The sequence below is a fragment of the Burkholderia cepacia ATCC 25416 genome (genome assembly GCF_001411495.1).
Lineage (GTDB): Bacteria > Pseudomonadota > Gammaproteobacteria > Burkholderiales > Burkholderiaceae > Burkholderia > Burkholderia cepacia.
The window spans coordinates 1,324,811-1,347,853 of sequence record NZ_CP012982.1 but is presented as its reverse complement, the minus strand read 5'-3'; the positions used below and the strand labels follow the sequence as shown (position 1 = coordinate 1,347,853).

Annotated in this window: 19 protein-coding genes; 10 read left to right on the top strand and 9 right to left on the bottom strand. The window is 66.6% G+C overall.

Annotated elements, in window-relative coordinates; all coding sequences use genetic code 11:
* Positions 1 to 125: 125 nt before the first annotated feature.
* Entirely contained in the window at positions 126 to 1,595 is a 1,470-nt protein-coding gene (gene gabD / locus APZ15_RS23365; protein WP_021156413.1) for an NADP-dependent succinate-semialdehyde dehydrogenase, read from the bottom strand.
* Between the two features lie 83 nt (positions 1,596 to 1,678).
* Positions 1,679 to 2,962, bottom strand: coding sequence for a 4-aminobutyrate--2-oxoglutarate transaminase (locus APZ15_RS23360; protein WP_027790460.1), 1,284 nt, complete (start codon positions 2,960 to 2,962; stop codon positions 1,679 to 1,681).
* Between the two features lie 126 nt (positions 2,963 to 3,088).
* On the opposite strand from APZ15_RS23360, the gene pdxR reads away from it, so the two are divergent.
* Positions 3,089 to 4,600, top strand: a complete 1,512-nt coding sequence (gene pdxR, locus APZ15_RS23355) for a MocR-like pyridoxine biosynthesis transcription factor PdxR (RefSeq protein ID WP_027790461.1) — start codon at positions 3,089 to 3,091, stop codon at positions 4,598 to 4,600.
* A gap of 51 nt (positions 4,601 to 4,651) precedes the next feature.
* Here the strand turns inward: pdxR and APZ15_RS23350 are convergent, their stop codons facing one another.
* Positions 4,652 to 5,488: a DMT family transporter gene (locus tag APZ15_RS23350; RefSeq protein ID WP_027790462.1), complete on the bottom strand. Its 837-nt coding sequence runs from the start codon at positions 5,486 to 5,488 to the stop codon at positions 4,652 to 4,654.
* A 116-nt stretch (positions 5,489 to 5,604) separates the two neighbouring features.
* On the opposite strand from APZ15_RS23350, the gene selD reads away from it, so the two are divergent.
* From selD to APZ15_RS23335, 3 genes are all read left to right on the top strand, one after another.
* Positions 5,605 to 6,669, top strand: a complete 1,065-nt coding sequence (selD, locus tag APZ15_RS23345) for a selenide, water dikinase SelD (protein ID WP_027790463.1) — start codon at positions 5,605 to 5,607, stop codon at positions 6,667 to 6,669.
* 72 nt (positions 6,670 to 6,741) lie between these two features.
* Positions 6,742 to 7,332, top strand: coding sequence for a LysE family translocator (locus APZ15_RS23340; protein ID WP_027790464.1), 591 nt, complete (start codon positions 6,742 to 6,744; stop codon positions 7,330 to 7,332).
* Positions 7,333 to 7,580: 248 nt separating this feature from the next.
* Positions 7,581 to 8,660 (top strand): purine-nucleoside phosphorylase, encoded by a 1,080-nt coding sequence (locus tag APZ15_RS23335; protein WP_021156407.1) that lies wholly within the window; start codon positions 7,581 to 7,583, stop codon positions 8,658 to 8,660.
* A 208-nt stretch (positions 8,661 to 8,868) separates the two neighbouring features.
* Here APZ15_RS23335 and APZ15_RS23330 read toward each other — a convergent pair whose 3' ends face one another.
* Both APZ15_RS23330 and APZ15_RS23325 read right to left on the bottom strand, forming a co-directional pair.
* Complete coding sequence (locus APZ15_RS23330; RefSeq protein WP_027790465.1) at positions 8,869 to 9,162, bottom strand: DUF4148 domain-containing protein; 294 nt, start codon at positions 9,160 to 9,162, stop codon at positions 8,869 to 8,871.
* A gap of 501 nt (positions 9,163 to 9,663) precedes the next feature.
* Positions 9,664 to 10,350 (bottom strand): response regulator transcription factor, encoded by a 687-nt coding sequence (locus APZ15_RS23325; protein WP_027790466.1) that lies wholly within the window; start codon positions 10,348 to 10,350, stop codon positions 9,664 to 9,666.
* Positions 10,351 to 10,676: 326 nt separating this feature from the next.
* Between APZ15_RS23325 and APZ15_RS23320 the strand changes: the two genes are divergently transcribed.
* A complete protein-coding gene (locus APZ15_RS23320; RefSeq protein ID WP_027790467.1) occupies positions 10,677 to 10,991 on the top strand; it encodes an H-NS histone family protein in 315 nt (104 codons plus the stop codon).
* A 251-nt stretch (positions 10,992 to 11,242) separates the two neighbouring features.
* Positions 11,243 to 11,953: a hypothetical protein gene (locus APZ15_RS23315; RefSeq protein WP_049097873.1), complete on the top strand. Its 711-nt coding sequence runs from the start codon at positions 11,243 to 11,245 to the stop codon at positions 11,951 to 11,953.
* Positions 11,954 to 11,977: 24 nt separating this feature from the next.
* Here the strand turns inward: APZ15_RS23315 and ceoR are convergent, their stop codons facing one another.
* Entirely contained in the window at positions 11,978 to 12,982 is a 1,005-nt protein-coding gene (gene ceoR, locus APZ15_RS23310) for a putative multidrug efflux transcriptional regulator CeoR (RefSeq protein WP_021156406.1), read from the bottom strand.
* Between the two features lie 174 nt (positions 12,983 to 13,156).
* Between ceoR and APZ15_RS23305 the strand changes: the two genes are divergently transcribed.
* Genes APZ15_RS23305 through opcM form a run of 4 tightly spaced genes read left to right on the top strand, consistent with a single transcriptional unit; the run spans position 13,157 to position 20,060 of the window.
* Positions 13,157 to 14,017: an alpha/beta hydrolase gene (locus tag APZ15_RS23305; RefSeq protein ID WP_027790468.1), complete on the top strand. Its 861-nt coding sequence runs from the start codon at positions 13,157 to 13,159 to the stop codon at positions 14,015 to 14,017.
* Positions 14,018 to 14,050: 33 nt separating this feature from the next.
* Positions 14,051 to 15,268: a multidrug efflux RND transporter periplasmic adaptor subunit CeoA gene (gene ceoA / locus APZ15_RS23300; RefSeq protein ID WP_027790469.1), complete on the top strand. Its 1,218-nt coding sequence runs from the start codon at positions 14,051 to 14,053 to the stop codon at positions 15,266 to 15,268.
* A 45-nt stretch (positions 15,269 to 15,313) separates the two neighbouring features.
* Positions 15,314 to 18,514, top strand: a complete 3,201-nt coding sequence (gene ceoB / locus APZ15_RS23295) for a multidrug efflux RND transporter permease subunit CeoB (RefSeq protein WP_027790470.1) — start codon at positions 15,314 to 15,316, stop codon at positions 18,512 to 18,514.
* A gap of 10 nt (positions 18,515 to 18,524) precedes the next feature.
* Positions 18,525 to 20,060 (top strand): multidrug efflux transporter outer membrane subunit OpcM, encoded by a 1,536-nt coding sequence (gene opcM / locus APZ15_RS23290; RefSeq protein WP_027790471.1) that lies wholly within the window; start codon positions 18,525 to 18,527, stop codon positions 20,058 to 20,060.
* Positions 20,061 to 20,153: 93 nt separating this feature from the next.
* Here the strand turns inward: opcM and APZ15_RS23285 are convergent, their stop codons facing one another.
* From APZ15_RS23285 to APZ15_RS23275, 3 genes are read right to left on the bottom strand one after another with little or no spacing between them, the layout of a single operon-like run.
* On the bottom strand, positions 20,154 to 21,149 hold the full coding sequence (locus APZ15_RS23285) for an NAD(P)H-quinone oxidoreductase (RefSeq protein ID WP_027790472.1): 996 nt from the start codon (positions 21,147 to 21,149) through the stop codon (positions 20,154 to 20,156).
* Entirely contained in the window at positions 21,146 to 21,523 is a 378-nt protein-coding gene (locus APZ15_RS23280) for a carboxymuconolactone decarboxylase family protein (RefSeq protein WP_027790473.1), read from the bottom strand. Before APZ15_RS23280 ends, APZ15_RS23285 begins: the two co-directional genes overlap by 4 nt.
* A 12-nt stretch (positions 21,524 to 21,535) precedes the next feature.
* Complete coding sequence (locus tag APZ15_RS23275) at positions 21,536 to 22,972, bottom strand: NAD-dependent succinate-semialdehyde dehydrogenase (RefSeq protein WP_027790474.1); 1,437 nt, start codon at positions 22,970 to 22,972, stop codon at positions 21,536 to 21,538.
* Positions 22,973 to 23,043: the final 71 nt, after the last annotated feature.

The following is a 23,043-nucleotide window of genomic DNA, read 5'->3' as shown; positions in this document are numbered from 1 at the left end:
AGCGGGGCGATCTCGTGCGTATCGAGACGACGCGGGCACGACGGAGAGGGGCGCCGGCCCGCGTCGGACCGCCCGGTTCCGGGCGGTCAGGGCCTGTCACCGAAGCGGTGCCAGGCCCTGAACCGTCAGACGGCGAGGCAGAGGTACTTGATCACGACGTAGTCGTCGATGCCGTAGTGCGAGCCTTCGCGGCCGAGGCCCGATTGCTTCACGCCACCGAACGGCGCGACTTCGTTCGAGATCAGGCCCGTGTTCACGCCGACCATCCCGTATTCGAGCGCTTCGGCGACCTTCCACACGCGGCCGATGTCGCGGCTGTAGAAGTAAGCGGCGAGGCCGAATTCGGTGTCGTTCGCGAGGCGGATCACTTCATCGTCGCTGCCGAACTTGAACAGCGGCGCGAGCGGCCCGAACGTCTCTTCCTTCGCGACCTTCATCGCCGGCGTGACGCCCGTCAGCACGGTCGGCTCGAAGAAGCCGTGGCCCAGCGCGTGGCGCTTGCCGCCCGTCACGACGGTCGCGCCCTTCGCGAGCGCGTCCTCGATGTGCGCCTCGACCTTCAGCACCGCTGCCTCGTTGATCAGCGGGCCTTGCGTGACGCCCGGCTCGGTGCCGCGGCCCACCTTCAACTGGCCGACGGCCGCCGCGAGCTTCTGCGCGAACTGGTCGTACACGGCTTCATGCACGTAGAAGCGGTTCGTGCACACGCAGGTCTGGCCGCTGTTGCGGTACTTCGATGCGATCGCGCCCTGCACGGCCGCGTCGAGATCGGCGTCGTCGAACACGATGAACGGCGCGTTGCCGCCGAGCTCCAGCGACACCTTCTTGACCGTCGCCGCGCATTGCGACATCAGCAGGCGGCCGACCGGCGTCGAGCCGGTGAACGACAGCTTGCGCACGATCGGGTTCGACGTCAGCTCGCCGCCGATCGCCTTCGGGTCGCCCGTGACGACGCTGAACACGCCGGCCGGCACGCCCGCACGCTCGGCCAGCACGGCCATCGCGAGCGCGGAGAACGGCGTCGCCTCGGCCGGCTTCACGACGATCGGGCAGCCCGCGGCGAGCGCCGGGCCGACCTTGCGCGTGATCATCGCCGCCGGGAAGTTCCACGGCGTGATCGCCGCGCACACGCCGATCGCTTCCTTCGTCACGACGATGCGCTTGTCGCTCGCCGGCGTCGGGATCGTGTCGCCGTACACGCGCTTGCCTTCTTCCGCGAACCATTCGAGGAACGATGCGGCATAGCCGATCTCGCCCTTCGCTTCAGCCAGCGACTTGCCCTGCTCGGTCGTCAGGATCAGCGCGAGGTCGTCGGCGTTTTCCATCATCAGGTCGTGCCACTTGCGCAGGACGACCGCGCGTTCCTTCGCGGTCTTCTTGCGCCACGCCGGCCATGCGGCGTTCGCGGCTTCGATCGCGTGACGCGTCTCGGCCGTGCCCATCGCCGGCACGGTGCCGAGCAGGCCGCCCGTCGCCGGGTTGCGGACTTCGAACGTCTCGCCGTTCGTCGCGCCTTGCCATTCGCCGTTGACGTACGCCTGCTGGCGGAACAGCGACGGATCTTTCAGTGCCAGGGTTTCCTGAACAGTGCTCATATGAATCGCCTGCTTTGAAGATGACGGATAAAAAGGCCGCCGCCGTCGTGACGACGGCGGCGGCGCATTCGGAAGGCAGGAACTCAGGCGGGCACGCCGACCGTTTCCTTCAGCACTTCCTCGAGGATCACGAGCGCTTCGTCGAACACGACCTGCGTGATCGTCAGCGGGAACAGGAAGCGCACGACGTTCGAGTACACGCCGCATACGAGCAGCAGCAGGCCGCGCTCGAGCGCACGCGTCTGCACGCGCTTCGTGAACTCGGCATCCGGCTCGCCCGAACCCGGCTTCAGGAACTCGACCGCGATCATCGCGCCCGGGCCGCGCACGTCGGCGATCTGCGGCACGTCGGCCTGCAGCGCGTTCAGCTTCGCCTTCAGCACGTCGCCGAGTTGCGTCGCGCGCTCGCACAGCTTCTCTTCGTCGATGATCTCGAGCACGGCGTGCGCCGATGCCACGGCCAGCGGGTTGCCCGCATACGTGCCGCCGAGGCCGCCGGGCGCTGCCGCGTCCATCAGGTCGGCACGGCCGACGACGCCTGACAGCGGCATGCCGCCCGCGAGGCTCTTCGCCATCGTGATCAGGTCGGCCAGCACGTCGTAGTGCTGCATCGCGAACAGCTTGCCGGTACGCGCGAAGCCGGTCTGCACTTCGTCGGCGATCAGCAGGATGCCGTGTTCGTTACAGATCTTGCGCAGCGCGCGCACGAATTCGGCCGGCGCCGGGTTGAAGCCGCCTTCGCCCTGGACCGGTTCGAAGATGATCGCGGCGACGCGCTTCGGATCGATGTCGGCCTTGAACAGCATCTCGATCGCCTTGATCGAGTCGGCCGTCGTCACGCCGTGCACGGCGTTCGGGTACGGCGCGTGGAACACGTCGCCCGGGAACGGGCCGAAGTTCAGCTTGTACGGGGCGACCTTGCCGGTCAGCGCCATGCCCATCATCGTGCGGCCGTGGAAACCGCCCGAGAAGGCGATGACGCCCGGACGGCCGGTGGCCGCGCGTGCGATCTTGATCGCGTTCTCGACGGCTTCCGCGCCGGTCGTGAAGAACGCGGTCTTCTTCGGGAAATCGCCCGGCGCGCGTGCGTTGATCTTCTCGGCCAGTTCGACGTACGACGCGTACGGGACGATCTGGTAAGCGGTGTGCGTGAAGTTGTTCAGTTGATCCGCGATCGCCTTGACGATCTTCGGGTGGCGGTGGCCGGTGTTCAGCACCGCGATGCCGGCGGCGAAATCGATGAAGCGGCGGCCTTCGACATCCCACAGTTCCGCGTTCTCGGCGCGGGCTGCGTAGAAATCGCACATCACGCCGACGCCGCGCGGGGTGGCGGCGTTCTTGCGGGCCTGCAGGTCGGCATTCTTCACGGTCATCTCCTTGATGTTCTTTCCGGTGAGGTGAAAATCGGGCGCTTCGACAGCCCATGGAGGCGACTATAATCACATTTGGCTCTGGCAATCAGAGCCATTTCAATAAATATTCAGGAGCCAATCATGCGCGCGAGCGTGTTGTCGGACTGGCTGGCGCAGCGCCTCGTGCGAGGCGGCGAACAGCCGATCTACCGGCAGCTTCACCGGCTGCTGCAACAGGCGATCCTGTCGCGTGAACTGCCGGCCGGCACGCGCGTGCCGTCGTCGCGGCTCCTCGCGGCCGAACTCGGAATCGCGCGCAACACGGTCACGCAGGTTTACGAACAGCTTTCACTCGAAGGCTACGTGAACTCGGCGACCGGCCGCGGCACGTTCGTGGCCGACAGCGCGCCCGACGAGATCGTCGGCGCGCCGCCCGACGCGACCGCCACCCACCCGGCGCTCGTGCAGCCGTCCGCGCGGCGGCTGTCGGCGCGCGGTACGCGGCTCGTCGAAGGGGCCGGCGTGTCGAAACGGCAGGGCGGCGCGTTCATGCCGGGCGTGCCCGATGTGTCGCGCTTTCCCGCTCGCGTGTGGACGCGGCTGCACAACAAATACTGGCGGCGGCTGCGCCCCGACCTGCTGACCTACGCGCCGGGCGGCGGGCTCGCGCTGCTGCGCGAGGCGCTGGCCGATTACCTGCGCACGTCGCGCTCGGTGCGCTGCACGCCCGAGCAGATCGTGATTACGACCGGCATCCACCAGTCGATCGACCTCGCGGTACGGCTGCTGACCGACCCGGGCGACGCGATCTGGACCGAGGACCCGTGCTACTGGGGCGTGCGCAGCGTGCTGAACGTGTCGGGGCTGACGACGCGGCCGATCCCGGTCGACGAGGAAGGCATCGCACCGTCGGCCGCCGATCTCGCCGAACCGCCGAAGCTGATGCTCGTCACGCCGTCGCACCAGTATCCGCTCGGGATGGTGATGAGCCTCGCGCGGCGGCGGATGCTGCTCGAATACGCACGCCAGCACGGTTGCTGGATCATCGAGGACGACTACGACAGCGAATTCCGCTACGGCAGCCGCCCGCTTGCGTCGCTGCAGGGGCTCGACACGGCCGGGCAGGTGATCTACGTCGGCAGTTTCGGCAAGACGCTGTTCCCGGGGCTGCGGGTCGGCTACCTGGTCGCGCCCGAGCCGCTCGCGGAAAGTTTCGCGACCGCGAGCGCCGAGTTGTACCGCGAAGGGCAGTTGCTGCAGCAGGCGGTGCTTGCCGAATTCATCGCGGAAGGGCACTTCGTGTCGCATATCCGCAAGATGCGCACGCTGTACGGACAGCGCCGCGAGGTGCTGCTCGACGCGGTCGCGCAACGCTATGGCGACACGCTGCACGCGCTCGGCAGCGATGCCGGGCTGCATCTGGTCACGCAGTTGCCGGAGGGCGTCGACGATCGTGCGGTCGCGCAGGCTGCGCTCGAACGCAATATCGTCGTGCGACCGTTGTCGGGTTATTACGCGGATCGCGAACGCGCGGCGCCGGGGTTGCTGCTCGGTTATGCGTGCGTGCCGGAGGACGAGATCGCGACGGCGTTCGCGACGCTCGCCGAGGCGATCGACGAGCGGGCATTCGGCGGGGCGGCGATCGCGGTCTGACACCTGGCAGGTCGGCACGACCTGCAGACGAACGCGTGTCGCGCGCGCCGCCTACAGGCGGATCAGCGCCGCGCCCACGACCACCAGCGCGCACGCGGCAAGCCGCTGCGCGCCGGGCCGCTCGCGCATCACGAGCCAGCCGATCGCGACCGCGAAGATCGAACTCGTTTCGCGCAGCGCCGACACCGTCCCGACCGGCAGGTACCGGTACGCGAGGATCACGATCCCGTAAGCGGCGAGGGAGATCGTGCCGGCGATCGCGCCCTGCGTGAGCGCCGTGCGCGAGGCGAGCACCGCGCGCGGGCCGCCACGTACCGCGCAGACCAGCACGAACTGCGGCACGCTCCACAGCACGTACACCCACGCGATGTAGCCGAGCGCACTGCCGGATACGCGCGAGCCGATGCCGTCGCAGATCGAATACGCGGCGATGAACACGCCCGTGAGCAGCGCAAACGGCACGCCTTCACCGGAGAACCGGAAGCCGCGCCGCAGCGCGAGCGACATGATGCCGAACGACACGAGCGCGATGCCCGCGAAGCCGAACGGGGTCGGCTGTTCGTGGAGGAAAGCGAGCGCGAGCACCGACACGAGCAGCGGCGAGATCCCGCGCGCGATCGGATAGATCTGCCCGAACTCGCCGCTGCGATAGGCGCGCGCCAGCGTGAAGCAGTACGCGACCTCGAGCGCGGCCGACGCGGCGATATACGGCCACGCGGCGGGTGCCGGCGCGGGCAGCAGCGCGGCGCCGGCGACGCCGAACGCGAAATAGGGCAGTGACATCGTGCCGAGCTGTACGAGCCGGTCTTCGCTGACGTGGAGGAACGCATTCCAGATGGCGTGCAGCAACGCGGAGCACAGCACGAGGCCGATGAAGAGGTGATCCATGGACGGAAGGTGCGGGCGGCAGCGGGAGCGGGGAGTGCGCCGCCATTATGTGGGTATCGGGCGCACTCGCACGGAATTGTCGATAATGTCGTGTTGTTATTCACCGGATGCCGACGATGACCGAAGCCACCCAAGCCCAGCCTGCCGTTCCGCGCCTCACGAGCCTGTCGCACGGCGGCGGCTGCGGCTGCAAGATTGCGCCGGGCGTGCTGTCCGAGCTGCTGAAGCGCGCGACGCCGCCCGCGCTGTTCCCGGATCTGCTGGTCGGTACCGAGACGTCCGACGACGCGGCCGTCTACCGTCTCAACGACGAGCAGGCGATCGTCGCGACCACCGACTTCTTCATGCCGATCGTCGACGATCCGTTCGACTTCGGCCGCATCGCCGCGACCAACGCGCTGTCCGACGTCTACGCGATGGGCGGCAAGCCGATCCTCGCGCTCGCGCTGGTCGGGATGCCGATCAACGTGCTGCCGCACGAGACGATCGCGGCCGTGCTGCGCGGAGGCGAATCGGTGTGCGCGGACGCCGGCATTCCGGTGGCGGGCGGCCATTCGATCGATTCGGTCGAGCCGATCTACGGGCTCGCGGCGATCGGCGTCGTGCATCCGTCGCGCGTGAAGCGCAACGCGGCCGCGCGTGCGGGCGACGTGCTCGTGCTCGGCAAGCCGCTCGGCGTCGGCGTGCTGTCGGCCGCGCTGAAAAAGAACCAGCTCGATGCCGCGGGTTACGCGCAGATGGTCGCGACGACCACCAAGCTGAACCGTCCGGGCGCCGACCTCGCTGCGCTGCCGGGCGTGCATGCGCTGACCGACGTCACGGGCTTCGGGCTGCTCGGTCATACGCTCGAACTCGCACGTGGCGCGCACCTCACCGCGCGCGTGCACTACGCGTCGCTGCCGTGGCTCGCGGGCGTCGAGGCGTTCGTGGCCGACGGCGTGTTCACCGGCGCATCGGGCCGCAACTGGGCCGCGTACGGCGCGGACGTTCAACTGGCCGACACGCTGCCGCCCGTCGCGCAGGCGCTGCTGACCGATCCGCAGACGTCGGGCGGCCTGCTGGTCGCGTGCGCGCCCGAGGCCGTCGACGACGTGCTCGCGTGCTTCCGTGCCGATGGCTTCGACCGCGCGGGCGTGATCGGCGAGATGGTGGACGGGCCGGCGCGCGTCGATGTCGCGTGATGCCGAATCGCCGCACCGGAGATTTTTGCGTTCGCTAGAATCGGTGCCTTCGATCGAAGGCATCGACGACCGATGAACGATTTCCTGTTCGGGCTGATGATCGCGCTGTCGGTCGGGCCCGTTGCGCTGATGATCGCGAACTACGGGATGCGCGCCGGCACCGCAAGCGGCGTGCGCGCGGCGGTGGGTGTCGCGACGGCCGACGGCTGCTACGCGGTCGTCGCGTTCACGCTCGGCGCGATGCTGGCGAGCACGCTCGCGGCGCATCTGTCGCTGTTTCGTCTGGTGGGGGCGCTCGTGCTGCTCGCGATGGGCGCGCGGATGCTGTGGCAGGCGTTGCGAGATCGCCGCCGCACGCTCGACGGCGATGCGCGGCCGCCGGGCAGCCGCCCGTTTGCATCGATGTTCTTCGTCACGCTGGCGAACCCGCTGACGATCCTGTTGTTCTACGGCTATGCAACGGCCGCCGCCGGCGCGCAGCGGCACTGGCTGCTCGGTGCCGCGTGCGTGTTTGCCGGCAGCCTCGCGGGGCAGCTGGTGTTCGCATTCGGCGGCAGCGTGATCGGCCGGATCGTGAAGTCGCCGGGGCTGCTCGCGGCGAGCCACGTGGTCGCGGCGCTTGTCGTGCTGGGGTATGGGGTGGCAGGACTGGCACGGCTGTAGCGGTTTGCCGGGCGACGGGCACGCAAGTGCGATCGACGTGTCGGTGGCGATCAACCGGATAGTATTCCTGACGGTATGTCGACGTGCGGAGCGAATTTCCGTTGTGCTTCCCGCGTGCGCCGCACCCGAACCGACGCACCGGCCGTCGTTTCGTAGTCGGGTTCCGCATCGAGCACGCCCGTTCTATACTCCGTCGCGCAGTCTACGAGAGCCGTTCTCACCCAACATCATCGAAACAAGGAACGCCGATGCTGACTCGCTCCATTCTTTCCGCCGCTGCATTCTCGCTCGCAGCCTGTGCAACCGCGCCGTCGATCGCGCAGGACAACCAGGGCAACAACGCGGGCAACAATGCATTCGCCGAGACCGGTGCACAGGGCCGCCCGGTCAAGGTCATGATCATCACGATGTTCGGTCCGGAGGGCCAGGCATGGCTCGACCGGCTCGGCCCGTGGCGCGACATCGCCGTGCCGGGCCTGTCGCCCGACTACCCGAACGTTCATTGCAACAAGCAGGACGTGTGCGTGGTCACGACCGGCATGGGCTATGCGAACGCGTCGGCGACGATCATGGCGCTCACGTTCTCGCAGCGCTTCGATCTGCGCCGCACGTATTTCCTGATCTCCGGCATCGCGGGCGTCGACCCCGCGCAAGGCACGGTCGGCTCGGCCGCGTGGTCGAAGTACCTCGTCGATTTCAGCCTGCAGTGGGAGCTCGATGCACGCGAGATTCCGGCCGGCTGGAATACCGGCTTTCTCGGCATCAACACGAAGAGCCCGAACGACAAGCCGCCGCTCGACTATCGCACCGAGGTGTTCCAGCTCAATCCGCAGTTGACCGACGCCGCGGTCGCACTGTCGCGCAACGTCGTGCTCGCCGACAGCGCGCAGGCGCAGGCCGCGCGCGCGAAGTTCACGTATGCGCCGGCGAACCGGCCGCCTACGGTGATCCAGTGCGATACGTCATCGGGCAACACGTGGTTCTCGGGCACGCTGATCGGCGAGCGCGCGCGCCAGTGGACGAAGATCCTGACCGACGGCAAGGGCACCTATTGCATGACCGCACAGGAAGACAACGCGACGTATGAAGCGCTCAAGCGTGCGGCGAGCGTGAAGCGGGTCGACCTGTCGCGCGTCGCGGTGCTGCGTACCGGGTCCGATTTCGACCGGCCGTATGCGGGGCAGACGAGTGCCGACAACCTGCTGAACTACGCGGACCAGGGCGGCTTCGCTCCGGCGACCGAAAACCTGTATCGCGCGGGCAACCCGCTCGTGCAGGACATCGTGACGCACTGGGGCGAGTGGCGCGACGGGGTGCCGCGCCGTTGAGGGCCAGGCGACGGCTCAGCCGGCGGTCAATGCGAGTGCGGGGCCGAACGGAAAGGCGTCCAGACCGGCGTGGTGTCGTCCCAGTGATCGAGCGGCGAAGGAAGTTGGTCGTTCATCATGTGCTCCTGCAACTGACTGACTCGGCGAGTCGTCGATAGGTGTGTCGCGACGCCGCGCACGGGGCACCCCGCTGCGCGGCGTTGCACGTTTACCGGCCCCCGCCGGCGAGCTGGTTGCTTTCCGGCATCGAGCGATACGGGCCTTGCGCGAGTTCGAGCCCTTGCGGGTACGAATTTGCCTTGCGCAGGTACGCGAGCGTGCCGTCCTTGCGGGCCTGCTCGACTTCCGCGCTGACTTCGGCGCGCGTGCGCGGGCCGTAGTGCTGCGAGTACCACGACGTATTGCCGTAGTCGCCGGCATGCGGCGTACCCGAATCGGCGAAGGCCGGGGCGGACACGGCGAGCGTGAGGGCCAGGGCGGAGAGAAGGTGGCGGCGGTTCATGGTGTAGCTCCTGTGTCGATATGAGTTAGCGCTTCAGCGCTTACTCAGATCCCATGCTTTGCGGTCGATATGAGTTAGCGCTTCAGCGCTTACCCAGATCCCATGCTTTGCACTGTCGGAGCTGGCGCTTGAGCGCTTGCCCCGGTCCCATCAAGCGGGATCTGTTCGATGCGCAACGAGGTGCGCGACAGGGTTTACTCTAGGTATCTGTTCCGTCGCGATAAATGCGGCAGACGCGAATTGAATTGTCGCGATGGCGGAACAATCGAAAGCCGCACAGGTAGTGGGGGATACGGGACGCCTTGCTGGCCGGGGGCGGCAGCGGAATTCGACCGATCGGGCGGGGCGTCGCGCGGCGATCAATCCGAATGACGCAATAGTCTTCTGCACGCGGTGGTGCAATGCCTCACGCCGCGACGCGCCGTTGCATGCGGCGGCCGACGAACGCGGCAGCCCGGCGATGCCGTCCGAGGGCGGAACGGGCGTGGCCGCCGTCGAGCGTCAGATCGCTTCGAGCCGATAGCCGAGCGTATAGACCGCGCTGAGTCGCACGCCGTTCGACGGCTGGAGCGCCATCTTCATCCGGAGTCGATAGATGTGCGTGTCGAGGCTACGCGATACGCCGGTCATGTCGCGACCCCACAATGAAAGGATCAGCGCGTCGCGCGGCATGATGCGGCCGAGGTTGCGAAACAGCAGCACGGCGAGATCGAATTCGCGCGGCGTCAGCCGGACATGCTCGCCATGGAGCAGCACGGTCCGCGCCTTCGTGTCGATCCGGTAGCCGCCGATATCGAGGGCGTCCTGCGGCGCGCCGCCGCTGTGATACGCGCGCCGCAGCAGCGCGTTGGCGCGGGCCAGCAGTTCGAATTGGTTGATCGGCTTGACCATGTAATCGTCGGCGCCGGCGTTGATCGCGGAGAAAATCTCGTCGTCCCGAACGCGACTCGTCAGGAACAGGATCGGCAAGCGTCCGCCGATGCGCTCGCGCGTCCATTTCAGTACCTCGAACCCCGACAGCCCCGGCACTTGCCAGTCGAGAATCAGCAGGTCGACGACCGCGTTCTCCAGGTGACGGATCGCGTGACAGCCGTTGCCGACCGCATGCACGCGGTGTCCGGATTTCTCGAGTATTGAAGTGATCATTTCGACATATGCGTTGTCGTCCTCGAGATATAAAACGTTCATGATTCGCACTCCTTTGTTAGCGAGCAGGTCGATCGTGCTGCATCGAGCGTGGGTCGGAGGATTCTGACGAACGGTGCGAGGGTGGGCGGCCGGTGGTTTGCCGCGCATGTTCGCATCGTTTCATGTTCTGAATTGTCAACAATTTTGAACGCACAAAACATGCTAATCATAGGCAAAAACAGCCTTTAACGACGTATGAATCATCTTTTTTCAACGATTGTTGTTGACAAACGTTGTCAATACGAAGCAGCAGCGTGATTACGCTTGGATGTGCCGGCAACGTCTCGGTGAAGTCCTGTAAAGAGCCGAATTGAGGGGAAAATCGCATGCTGATATACAAGTCGTTCATGGAGAAAAAGGCGCTGCTCGAAGAGCAGCTCGAACGCGAGCGTCTCGCCATATCGGAGACGGTGCTGCTCGAAGTCCGGCGCTGCATCGAGGAATTCGGGTTCACGTACAAGGATGTATTCCCGGCAGGTGCGGCCGGCGCCCGGAAGCGCAGGGCAAAGTATTTCGACCCGCGGACGGGGCAGACGTGGTGCGGCGTGGGCCGCGAGCCGGCATGGCTGCGTGGTCAGGATCGCGACCGGTTTCTGATCGACAGGTCGTCGTTCGAGCAGTCGCAGGGTCAGGATTCCTGATTAGTGAGCGGATGAAAGCGCGTTTTCTTGTCATGCGGGTATCGGGGGTGTCGATGCGAGGGCCGGGTACCGTCGGCATGGAACACGCCGAGGGCCGACCGCGATGGCTCGGGTTGAGCCGCGCCGCGAATGGAACCGGTTCTGTCCGTGAATATTACATTTAGATTATGACAGTTCTAGTGGCGAACAATAACGCCCCATTTTTCTTGTCTTCGACCGGATCGCAAGACGAGCCCGACGGGCAGATTCGTATGAACAATGAGGCGGCAGCGCGACAGCACGGCGACGAACTGACGCCGGAGCGCGTATTCGTCGGCATTAGCGTGACGCGCGAGATCCTCGAGGTCGACGTCTCGTCGTTGCGAGTGATTCTCGGTTACCGGAACGAGACGTACGGCATCGAGTCGCTGACCGATGCGATTGCCGAATGGGCGCCGGCGCGCATCGTGCTGGAGTCGTCCGGCGGTGCCGAGTCCCACGCGGCATGCGCGTTGCAGGCGGCGCGACTGCCGGTGGCCGTCGCCCACGCGCATCAGGCTCGCGATTTCATCGCGGGGGCGGCCGGGATGCCGCCCGAAGGCAAGGGCGCGCGTGCCCGTCTGCTCTCGTCATTGGCCCGCGAGTTCGACCGGTATCCGATGTGCGCGCGGCTCGCCGAGCCGTTGTCGGATCCGCCGCTGCAGTATGTTCAGGCGTTGGTGCAGCGCCGCCGGCAACTCGCGCGCACGATGATGGCCGAATATCAAGTGCTCGCGCGATCGCACGCGAGCGTGCGCGGCGGCATCGAGCAGACCATCGCGTTCCTGAAAGGCCAGCTCGGCGTGATCGACCGCTATTGCGCTCGGCATGTAAGCGCGCAGCGTGCGGAACTCGCGCGGGCGATGGCGCGCGCAAGGCGGCCGGGCAGTTGCGCGCCAGGCACGGGGGCCGCGGAGTTCATGCGCACGTGGCGAACGAAGTGACAGGCGTGCGCGGGAGCGTCGCGCCTACGCGACCCATTCGTTGATGACCGGCGTGTCGAGCACCGGCGCGCGTTCGGCTTCCTCGAACGTACGCTTGCTGCACGTCGCGTCGAGGCTGCCCTTGCCGCTCAGCAGCGGGCAACGGTCGAACACCTCGGCGATCCAGTCGACGAATACGCGCACTTTCGGCGACAGATGGCGGCTGTGCGGATACACGACGGAGATCGGCATCGGCAGCGGCTTGACGCCGGGCAGCACTTCCTTGAGCCGGCCTTCGCGCAGATGCGGCAGCACCATGAAGAGCGGCGGCTGGATCAGCCCGAAGCCTTCGATCCCGCAGGTCACGTACGCATCGGCATCGTTCACCGACACGATGCCCTCCATCTTCATCTCGACTTCCTGGCCGTCGGTCAGGAACGTCCAGTCGATCGTGCGGCCGGTGCGGCTCGAGAAGTAGTTGACGGCCTTGTGCTGGCTCAGGTCGTCGATCGTCTTCGGCTCGCCGTGACGTTCGAGATAGTCGGGCGACGCGACCGTCACGCATTCGAACAGGCCGACCCGGCGCGCGACGAGCGACGAGTCCTGCAATGCACCAACGCGGATCACGCAATCGACCCCTTCCTGCAGCAGGTCGACCGGCCGGTCGGACAGGCCGAGCTGCAGGTCGATGTCCGGGTAGCGCGTATGAAATTCGCACAGCGACGGAATCACGAGCAGCCGCCCGATCGAGCCCGGCATGTCGATACGCAACTTTCCGTGCGGCTTCCGGTTGTTCGCCTGGAAGCTCGCCTCGGTTTCCTCGACGTCCGCGAGGATGCGCACGCATCGTTCGTAGTAGGCGGCGCCGTCCGGCGTGAGCGACAGCCGACGCGTGGTCCGGTGCATCAGCCGCACACCGAGGAATGCTTCGAGATTCTGGATGATCGTCGTGACGGACGCCCGCGGCAAGCTGAGCGTTTCTGCTGCCTTGGTGAAGCTGCTTGTATCGACGACGCGAGTAAACACCTGCATGGCCTGAAGCCGGTCCATCACAACCTCCGCAATCTAATTTGCCGCCGGAACAAGAAGGCTGCGCTACCTCGTGGGTAAACGCAGCCTCGGATTGTTCGGGGGCGTTGAATTGTGTTGCCGGATTATAGGCATTTATCCCAATGTCTGCCGGACCCAGAATTCGTTCCATCTCGAAATGGATGCTGCATCGTCATGGACGCTTCTGAATTCAGCAAATTCCTGAAGGCCGCGTTGCCCGCGCAAGCCACGGCGGGCGCGGCGCTGACGGTCGCCGAAGTGGAAATTCCCGGCTACGCGCAGGACATCGTGCTGCGCCTGTACCGGCGCCCGGACAAGACCGGGTTGCCAGTAGTGCTTTACTTCCACGGCGGCGGCTTCGTCCGCGGTTCGCTCGAAGACGCCGATTTCGCTGCGCGTTTTTTAGCAGAACGCTTACCAGCTCTCGTAGTGTCGGTCGACTATTCGCTCGCGCCGGCCTTTCCCTTTCCGGCCGCGCCGGAGGATGCGTATCGCGCCGCCGTGTGGGCCGCGACGCGCGCCCGCGCGTTCGGCGGCAACCCGAAGAAGATCGGTGTCGCGGGTCACGACGCGGGCGGCCAGCTCGCGAACTGCCTCGCGTTCATTGCGCGCGATCGCGGCGAAGTGTCGATCGTCGCGCAGGCGCTGTTCGGGCCGATGCTCGACCCGAGCATGACGCGCATCGGCGACGCCGAGCGCCTCGCGTCCGACATCACCGCGCGCGAATGCGCGGCCTGTTATCGCGCATATCTGCCGCAGGCCGCGCAACGCATGCACCCGTATGCGGCGCCGCTCGAATCGGTGCGCCTCGCGGGCCTGCCGCCGACGCTCGTCGTCACCGCGCAGAACGACGTGCTGCACGTCGAGGCGGAGAAATATGCGGGCTGTCTGATCTCGTCGGGCGTGCTCACGCAGGTGATCCGCTATCCGGACATCACGCACGCCGCGCTCGCGACGCACGAAGCCGCCTTCGAGGAAGCCGTGCGCTTCTTCCAGTGCCGCTTCCAGGCGCGCCAGCCCAACCGTTCCGAATAACCAGAACCAATCCACGTTTACCTGGAGATCCACATGGCCATCCTACGCACCTCCCGTTCCCGAATCGCGACAGCGGCGATCGTGACGCTTGCCGTCGTCGGCCTCGGAACGTTCGGCGCGATGCGCGTGAACGCGAACGCACCCGAGAAAGCGGCTGCACCGCTGCCCGAAGTCGACGTCGCGACCGTCGTGCCGCAGACCGTCACCGACTGGCAGAGTTATTCGGGTCGCCTCGAAGCGGTCGAGAAAGTCGACGTGCGCCCGCAGGTGTCGGGCACGATCGTCGCGGTGAACTTCAAGGACGGCGCGCTCGTGAAGAAGGGCGACGTGCTGTTCGTGATCGACCCGCGCCCGTACCAGGCCGAAACCGATCGCGCGGCCGCGCAGCTCGCGGCCGCGCAAGCGCGCAACGGTTACGCGCAGACCGACTGGCAGCGCGCACAGCGGCTGATCGGCGACAACGCGATCGCGAAGCGCGATTACGACGAGAAGCAGAACGCGGCGCGCGAAGCGGCCGCGAACCTGAAGGCCGCCGAAGCCGCGCTCGAAACGGCGCGCATCAACCTCGGCTATACGCGGATCACCGCGCCGGTGTCGGGCCGCGTGTCGCGCGCGGAAATCACGCTCGGCAACGTCGTGTCGGCCGGTGCGTCGGCCGCGCCGCTCACCACGCTGGTGTCGGTGTCGCCGATCTACGCATCGTTCGACGCAGATGAACAGACCTACCTGCAATACATCAACGGCGCGCGCAACGGCCGCAAGGTGCCGGTCGAGCTCGGCCTCGCGAACGAAACCGGCTACTCGCGCAGCGGCGAGATCGACTCGGTCGACAACCGGCTCGACACGTCGTCGGGCACGATCCGCGTGCGCGCACGCTTCGACAATGCGGACGGTGCGCTCGTCCCGGGCCTGTACGCACGCGTGAAGGTGGGCGGCAGCGCGCCGCACGAGGCATTGCTCGTCGACGATGCGGCGATCAACACCGACCAGGACAAGAAGTTCGTGTTCGTCGTCGACCAGCAGGGCCGCGTGTCGTACCGCGAAGTGCAGCAGGGGCTGCAGCACGGCAACCGGCGCGTGATCGTGAGCGGCCTCGCGGCAGGCGATCGCGTGGTCGTGAACGGCACGCAGCGCGTGCGCCCCGGCGAACAGGTGAAGCCGCACATGGTCCCGATGACGGGCGGTGACGCGCCGTCCGCGCCGCTGGCGGACAACGCGAAGCCGGCCGCCCCGGCGAAGGCGGATTCGTAAGCGGCCCGCCGCTTCGCATCCGCGTTCAACCAGACAGAGCCACACATGAACATTTCAAAATTCTTTATCGACCGGCCGATCTTCGCAGGAGTCCTATCGGTGATCATCCTGCTCGGCGGGGTGATCGCGATGTTCCTGCTGCCGATCTCGGAATATCCGGAAGTCGTGCCGCCTTCCGTGATCGTGAAGGCGCAGTATCCGGGCGCGAACCCGAAAGTGATCGCCGAGACGGTCGCGTCGCCGCTTGAAGAACAGATCAACGGCGTCGAGGACATGCTCTACATGCAGTCGCAGGCGAACAGCGACGGCAACATGACGATCACCGTCACGTTCAAGCTGGGCACCGATCCGGACAAGGCCACGCAGCTCGTGCAGAACCGCGTGAACCAGGCGCTGCCGCGCCTGCCGGAAGACGTGCAGCGGCTCGGCATCACGACGGTGAAGAGCTCGCCGACGCTGACGATGGTGGTCCACCTGATCTCGCCGGACAACCGCTACGACATGACCTACCTGCGCAACTACGCGCTGATCAACGTGAAGGATCGCCTGTCGCGGATCCAGGGCGTCGGCCAGGTGCAGCTGTGGGGGTCGGGCGACTACGCGATGCGCGTGTGGCTCGATCCGCAGAAGGTCGCGCAGCGCGGGCTGTCGGCCGAGGACGTCGTGCAGGCGATCCGCGAGCAGAACGTGCAGGTCGCGGCCGGCGTGATCGGCGCGTCGCCGTCGCTGCCCGGCACGCCGCTGCAGTTGTCGGTGAACGCGCGCGGCCGTCTGCAGACGGAAGACGAGTTCGGCGACATCGTCGTGAAGACCACGCCGGACGGCGGCGTCACGCACCTGCGCGACATCGCGCGGATCGAGCTCGACGCATCCGAATACGGGCTGCGCTCGCTGCTCGACAACAAGCCGGCCGTCGCGATGGCGATCAACCAGTCGCCGGGCGCGAACTCGCTGCAGATCTCGGACGAAGTGCGCAAGACGATGGCCGAGCTGAAGCAGGACATGCCGGCGGGCGTCGACTACAAGATCGTCTATGACCCGACGCAGTTCGTGCGTTCGTCGATCAAGGCCGTCGTGCATACGCTGCTCGAAGCAATCGCGCTGGTCGTGATCGTCGTGATCGTGTTCCTGCAGACCTGGCGCGCGTCGCTGATTCCGCTGATCGCGGTGCCGGTGTCGATCATCGGCACGTTCTCGCTGCTGCTCGCATTCGGGTATTCGATCAATGCGCTGTCATTGTTCGGGATGGTGCTCGCGATCGGGATCGTGGTCGACGATGCGATCGTGGTGGTCGAGAACGTCGAGCGCAACATCGAAAGCGGGATGAACGCGCGGCAGGCGACCTACAAGGCGATGCAGGAAGTGAGCGGGCCGATCATCGCGATCGCGCTGACGCTCGTCGCCGTGTTCGTGCCGCTCGCGTTCATGTCGGGCCTGACCGGCCAGTTCTACAAGCAGTTCGCGATGACCATCGCGATCTCGACGGTGATCTCGGCGTTCAACTCGCTGACGCTGTCGCCGGCGCTGTCCGCGATCCTGCTGAAGGGGCATGGCGACAAGGAAGACTGGCTGACGCGCGTGATGAACCGCGTGCTCGGCGGCTTCTTCCGCGGCTTCAACAAGGTGTTCCATCGCGGTGCGGAGAACTACGGCCGCGGCGTGCGCGGCGTGCTGTCGCGCAAGACGCTGATGCTCGGCGTGTACCTCGTGCTGGTGGGCGCGACCGTGCTGGTGTCGAAGGTCGTGCCGGGCGGTTTCGTGCCCGCGCAGGACAAGGAATACCTGATCGCATTCGCGCAGCTGCCGAACGGCGCATCGCTCGACCGTACCGAGAAGGTGATCCGCGACATGGGCTCGATCGCGCTGAAGCAGCCGGGCGTCGAGAGCGCGGTCGCGTTCCCGGGTCTGTCGGTGAACGGTTTCACGAACAGCTCGAGCGCGGGCATCGTGTTCGTCACGCTGAAGCCGTTCTCGGAACGGCATGGCAAGGCGCTGTCGGCGGGCGCGATCGCGGGTGCGCTGAACCAGCAGTACAGCGCGATGAAGGACTCGTTCGTCGCGGTGTTCCCGCCGCCGCCGGTGCTCGGTCTCGGCACGCTCGGCGGGTTCAAGATGCAGATCGAGGATCGCGGTGCGGTCGGCTATGCGCGGCTCGCGGATGCGACCAACGACTTCATCAAGCGCGCGCAGCAGGCGCCGGAACTCGGCCCGTTGTTCACGAGCTACCAGATCAACGTGCCGCAGCTCAACGTCGATCTCGACCGCGTGAAGGCGAAGCAGCTCGGCGTGCCGGTGACCGACGTGTTCAACACGATGCAGGTGTATCTCGGCTCGCTGTACGTGAACGACTTCAACCGCTTCGGGCGCGTGTACCAGGTGCGCGTGCAGGCCGATGCGCCGTTCCGCCAGCGTGCGGACGACATCCTGCAGTTGAAGACGCGCAACGACAAGGGCGAGATGGTGCCGCTGTCGTCGCTCGTCACGGTGACGCCGACGTTCGGCCCCGAAATGGTCGTGCGCTACAACGGCTACACGGCGGCCGACATCAACGGCGGCCCGGCGCCGGGCTTCTCGTCGGGTCAGGCGCAGGCCGCGATCGAGCGCATCGCGCATGAAACGCTGCCGCGCGGCGTGCGGTTCGAGTGGACCGACCTCACGTACCAGCAGATCCTTGCCGGCGATTCGGCGATGTATGTGTTCCCGATCAGCGTGCTGCTCGTGTTCCTCGTGCTCGCCGCGCTGTATGAAAGCCTGACGCTGCCGCTCGCGGTGATCCTGATCGTGCCGATGAGCATTCTGTCGGCGCTGACGGGCGTGTGGCTCACGCAGGGCGACAACAACATCTTCACGCAGATCGGCTTGATGGTGCTGGTGGGGCTGTCGGCGAAGAACGCGATCCTGATCGTCGAATTCGCACGCGAGCTCGAACACGACGGCAGGACGCCGCTCGAGGCCGCGATCGAGGCGAGCCGGCTGCGGCTGCGCCCGATTCTGATGACGTCGATCGCGTTCATCATGGGCGTCGTGCCGCTCGTCACGTCGACGGGGGCCGGTTCGGAAATGCGCCATGCGATGGGTGTCGCGGTGTTCTTCGGGATGCTGGGCGTGACGCTGTTCGGGCTGATGCTGACGCCGGTGTTCTACGTCGTGTTGCGTACGCTGGCAGGCGGCAAGATCCACGTCGCGGGCAAGGACTCGTCCGGCTACGGCGTGCCGGCCCAGGGCGTACCGGCTTCGGATGCTTGAGGATAAAAAGATGGACAACATGCACAACACGAACGGCCTGATGCGCTTCGCGAAGGTGGCGGCCGCGAGCACCCTGCTCGCGACGCTGCTCGCCGCGTGCGCGGTGGGCCCCGACTACAAGCGCCCGGATGCGGCGGTGCCCGCCGCGTTCAAGGAAGCGCCGGCGCTCGCCGCCGGCGAGCAGGCCGGCACCTGGAAGACGGCCGAGCCGGCGGACGGCGAACATCGCGGCGAATGGTGGAAGGTGTTCGGCGATCCGGTGCTCGACTCGCTCGAGACCCAGGCGCTCGCCGCGAACCAGAACCTGAAAGCCGCGGCGGCGCGGGTCGAGGAAGCGCGCGCGGCGACGCGTTCGGCGCGCTCGCAATGGTTCCCGCAGATCGGCGCCGGGTTCGGGCCGACGCGCGAAGGGCTGTCGTCGGCGTCGCAGTTCCAGCCGCAGGGCACGGGCCCGACCAACGCGACGCTGTGGCGCGCGCAGGGGACGGTGTCCTACGAAGCCGACCTGTTCGGCCGTGTCGGCCGCAACGTCGAGGCGTCGCGTGCCGACCAGGCGCAGAGCGAAGCGCTGTTCCGTTCGGTGCAGCTCGCGCTGCAGGCGGACGTCGCGCAGAACTATTTCGAACTGCGCCAGCTTGACTCCGACCAGGACCTGTACCGCCGCACGGTGGAGTTGCGCGAGCAGGCACTGCAGCTCGTGCAGCGCCGCTTCAACGAAGGCGACATCAGCGAGCTCGACGTGTCGCGCGCGAAGAACGAGCTGGCCAGCGCGCAGGCCGATGCGGTCGGCGTCGCGCGCCGGCGCGCGGCATCCGAGCATGCGCTCGCGATCCTGCTCGGCAAGGCGCCCGCGGATTTCGCGTTCAAGGAAACGCCGATCGTGCCGGTCGCGGTGAAGGTGCCGCCGGGCCTGCCGTCCGCGCTGCTCGAACGCCGTCCGGACGTGTCGGCGGCCGAGCGCGCGATGGCGGCCGCGAACGCGCGGATCGGCCTCGCGAAGTCGGCGTATTTCCCGAAGCTCGACATCACGGGGGCGTTCGGCTATGAGGCGTCGACGCTCGGCAACTTGTTCCTGTGGTCGAGCCGCACGTTCCTGCTCGGGCCGTTCGCGGGCACCGCGCTGACGCTGCCGCTGTTCGACGGCGGACGCCGTGCGGCAGGCGTGCAGCAGGCGCGCGCGCAGTACGACGAGCAGGTCGCGAACTACCGGCAGCAGGTGCTCGTCGCGTTCCGCGAGGTCGAGGACAATCTCGCCGACCTGCGCCTGCTCGACGACCAGATCCGCGCGCAGGATGCGGCCGTCAATGCGTCGCGGCGCGCGGCGACGTTGTCGCGCACGCAGTATCAGGAAGGTGAAGTCGCCTATCTCGACGTCATCGACAGCGAGCGCTCGGTGCTGCAGTCGCAACTGCAGGCGAACCAGCTCACCGGGGCGCAGGCCGTGTCGACCGTCAACCTGATCCGCGCGCTCGGCGGCGGATGGGGGCCCGCGCCGACGGCGGTCGGCGATGCGGCGTCCGTCAAGGCGGAAGTCGCCGCGCGTTGAGCGCGAACGGCGGGCGAATCGTCGCTCGCCGGCAGTGAAGCGAAGAACCCCGGCATGCAGGCTCAGGTCTGCATGCCGGGGTTTTTTATGGCGTCACGCGTTTTCGCTCATCGTCAGGATGATCTTGCCTACGTTCGCGGCCGACTCCATCCGTCGATGAGCCGCCGCGGCATCGGCGAGAGGAAACACGCTGTCGACGACCGGTTCGAGACCCGCGCCTCCCGCAAAGCGGTCCAGCCAATGTTCGCGAAATCGCCGAACCATCGCGTGTTTCTCGCGCGGGTCGCGCGACTTCATCACCGTGCCGATGATTTGCAGATGACGGTACAGGATCTGATCGAGCGCAACGCTCACGTCACCGCCGCCGCCGAGTATGCCGACCTGCACCAGCCGGCCGCCGTTTGCCAATGACGCGACATTCCGCGAAAAATACGGCGCGCCCACGAAGTCGATGACGACGTCGACACCGCGTTTGCCTGTCCTGCTTGCGACGACTTCCGAAAAATCCTGCGCCTTGTAGTCGATCGCATGGTCCACGCCGAGTTGAACGATCCGTTCCAGTTTCGACGCTTCGGCGGTCGCGAATATCGTCGCGCCGGTTGCGTAGGCGAGCTGGACCGCCGCGGAACCCACCCCGCCCGCCGCTGCGTGAATCAGCACCGAATCGCCGCGTTGCAAGCGGCCCAGATGCAACAACGCTTCGTGCGCAGTGACGAAAACTTCCGGTATGGCAGCCGCGTGCACGTAGTCGATCGTTGCCGGAATGGGCATCGCCATTCTCCAGTCGATGCGCGCCAGTTCCGCATAGGCCCCGCCGCCCACGACGCCCATTACACGATCACCCACCTCGTAGCCCTGCACGGCGCTGCCCGTCTCGATCACCTCGCCGGCGATTTCGAGCCCCATGAGGGTGGAGTCGCCGAAATTGGGCCGGCCGTATCCGCCTCGCCGATGCGTCAGATCCGCGCGATTCACGCCCGCGGCATGAACGCGTACCAGTAGATCGTCGGGGCGAACCTCGGGTGCCGGGACTTCGGCCAATTGGAGAACCTCGGCCTCGCCGAATTCCTTGAATGTGATGGCTTTCATTTCACACCTTCCTGTGCGGGAGCTGAATGACCGGCGAGATCGTCGGGCCGAGGTTGTGCGCCCAGCGTTGCCTGCGCCACGGCCGAAGCGGAAATCGCTGCGGGAAACCCGGCGTAGAACGCGAGGTGAGTGATTGCCGCGGAGAGCTCTTCGCGGGTGACGCCGTTCGTCAACGCGCGCCGCAGGTGCGCCGGCAACTCGTCGAGATGGCCCCCCGCGATCAGGGCGGCGACGGTCACGAGGCTGCGGTCGCGCGGCGCGAGCGACGGATCGCTCCAGATGCGCGGATAGAGCGTGTCGTCGACGAATGCCGAGAGCGTCGGCGTGAAGGCCCGCGCGGCCTCGCGCGGACTGTCGAAATGCGTATGAGACATGGCGATACTCCTTCAAGCCTGGCTGATGAACTTGTGCGTGAGGTAGTACTCGATGCCCTCGGTGCCGCCTTCCGAGCCGTGGCCGCTTTCCTTCATGCCGCCGAACGGCAGTTCGGTCGACACGATGCGGTACTGGTTGATGCCGATCATCCCGGCTTCCAGACCGTCCGCGACATCAATGGCCGTGCGCGCGCTGCGCGTGAACGCATAGGCGGAGAGCCCGTACGGCAACCGGTTCGCTTCGGCGAGCCCGTCGGCGAGGGCATCGAAGCGCATCAGCACCGCGATCGGGCCGAACGGTTCTTCATGCATCACGCGCGCGTCCTTCGGTACGTCGGCGAGGACCGTGGGTTCGAAGAAATATCCTTCGCCCTCGATGCGCTTTCCGCCGGCGAGGACCATTGCGCCACGTTCCACCGCATCGGCGATGAGTTCTTCCATCTTGGCAAGCTGGCGCGGATTGGCCAGCGGCCCGACCTGCGTGCCGGCATCCATGCCATTCCCGACCTTGAGGGCCTGGGTGGCGCGCACGAAGTGCCCGACGAACGCGTCGTAGACTTCGCGCTGGATCAGGAAGCGCGTCGACGAGATGCAGACCTGGCCTGTACCGCGAAAGCGGTTCGCCGCACCGTCGACCGCGGCCTTCTCGACATCCGCGTCGTTGAATACGAGGACGGGCCCGTGTCCGCCCAGCTCCAGCGTGATGGGTTTGACGCCTTCGGCGGCACGCGCCGACAGCAGGCGGCCGATCGGTACCGAGCCCGTGAACGTCACCTTCCGGATGACCGGGGAAGCGATCAGATGCTTCGACACCTGGTCGGGCACGCCGAATACGACTTGAAGCACGCCCTTCGGCAAACCGGCGTCGTCCAGTGCACGTGCCAGCGCGAGCGCCGTTGCGGGGCTTTCCTCGCCGGGTTTGATGATGACGCTGCATCCGGCGGCGAGTGCGGCGGAGAGCTTGCGCGCCGGGGTGATCGCGGGAAAATTCCATGGCGTGAATGCGGCGACGGGCCCGATCGCCTGTTTTTTCACGAGCTGTTGCACGCCCGGGCGGTTGGATGGCACCACGCGGCCGTCGATACGTCGAGCCTCTTCGGCGAACCATTCGAAATAGTCGGCGGCACGCAGGACTTCGTCGCGGCTTTCTGCCAGTGGTTTGCCTTCCTCGAGCGTCATGACGGTCGCGATGTGCTCGGCGCGCTCGCGCATCAGTTCCGCCGCACGCTTCAGAATGCGCGCGCGTTCGGCAGGCACGGTGTTGCGCCAGACGTCAAAAGCCGGTGCGGTGGCCTGCAGGGCGCGATCCAGATCGGCTGCCGTCGCCAGCGGGACGCGCCCGATCTCGATTTGCGTGGCGGGGTTGATCACCGGCGCCGTTTCGCGTTCGCTCGCACCGATCCATTCGCCGTTGATGAAAAGATGAAGCGCGTCGTAACTGATGTCCATGGTATTAGCCTCTATGGTTAGGATTACGATTCGATGTGTGTTCGCCACGAGCCGGACAGGGGAACCTGCGC

Excerpts from the sequence above, each read along its gene's own strand:
- pdxR (WP_027790461.1), top strand. The coding sequence starts at position 3,089 with ATGCGCGCGAGCGTGTTGTCGGACTGGCTGGCGCAGCGCCTCGTGCGA.
- ceoR (WP_021156406.1), bottom strand. The coding sequence starts at position 12,982 with ATGGACCGGCTTCAGGCCATGCAGGTGTTTACTCGCGTCGTCGATACA.
- gabD (WP_021156413.1), bottom strand. The coding sequence starts at position 1,595 with ATGAGCACTGTTCAGGAAACCCTGGCACTGAAAGATCCGTCGCTGTTC.
- APZ15_RS23320 (WP_027790467.1), top strand. The coding sequence starts at position 10,677 with ATGCTGATATACAAGTCGTTCATGGAGAAAAAGGCGCTGCTCGAAGAG.
- APZ15_RS23340 (WP_027790464.1), top strand. The coding sequence starts at position 6,742 with ATGAACGATTTCCTGTTCGGGCTGATGATCGCGCTGTCGGTCGGGCCC.
- ceoB (WP_027790470.1), top strand. The coding sequence starts at position 15,314 with ATGAACATTTCAAAATTCTTTATCGACCGGCCGATCTTCGCAGGAGTC.
- APZ15_RS23330 (WP_027790465.1), bottom strand. The coding sequence starts at position 9,162 with ATGAACCGCCGCCACCTTCTCTCCGCCCTGGCCCTCACGCTCGCCGTG.
- ceoA (WP_027790469.1), top strand. The coding sequence starts at position 14,051 with ATGGCCATCCTACGCACCTCCCGTTCCCGAATCGCGACAGCGGCGATC.
- APZ15_RS23275 (WP_027790474.1), bottom strand. The coding sequence starts at position 22,972 with ATGGACATCAGTTACGACGCGCTTCATCTTTTCATCAACGGCGAATGG.
- APZ15_RS23325 (WP_027790466.1), bottom strand. The coding sequence starts at position 10,350 with ATGAACGTTTTATATCTCGAGGACGACAACGCATATGTCGAAATGATC.
- APZ15_RS23350 (WP_027790462.1), bottom strand. The coding sequence starts at position 5,488 with ATGGATCACCTCTTCATCGGCCTCGTGCTGTGCTCCGCGTTGCTGCAC.
- APZ15_RS23285 (WP_027790472.1), bottom strand. The coding sequence starts at position 21,149 with ATGAAAGCCATCACATTCAAGGAATTCGGCGAGGCCGAGGTTCTCCAA.
- APZ15_RS23315 (WP_049097873.1), top strand. The coding sequence starts at position 11,243 with ATGAACAATGAGGCGGCAGCGCGACAGCACGGCGACGAACTGACGCCG.
- APZ15_RS23280 (WP_027790473.1), bottom strand. The coding sequence starts at position 21,523 with ATGTCTCATACGCATTTCGACAGTCCGCGCGAGGCCGCGCGGGCCTTC.
- APZ15_RS23305 (WP_027790468.1), top strand. The coding sequence starts at position 13,157 with ATGGACGCTTCTGAATTCAGCAAATTCCTGAAGGCCGCGTTGCCCGCG.
- selD (WP_027790463.1), top strand. The coding sequence starts at position 5,605 with ATGACCGAAGCCACCCAAGCCCAGCCTGCCGTTCCGCGCCTCACGAGC.
- APZ15_RS23335 (WP_021156407.1), top strand. The coding sequence starts at position 7,581 with ATGCTGACTCGCTCCATTCTTTCCGCCGCTGCATTCTCGCTCGCAGCC.
- opcM (WP_027790471.1), top strand. The coding sequence starts at position 18,525 with ATGGACAACATGCACAACACGAACGGCCTGATGCGCTTCGCGAAGGTG.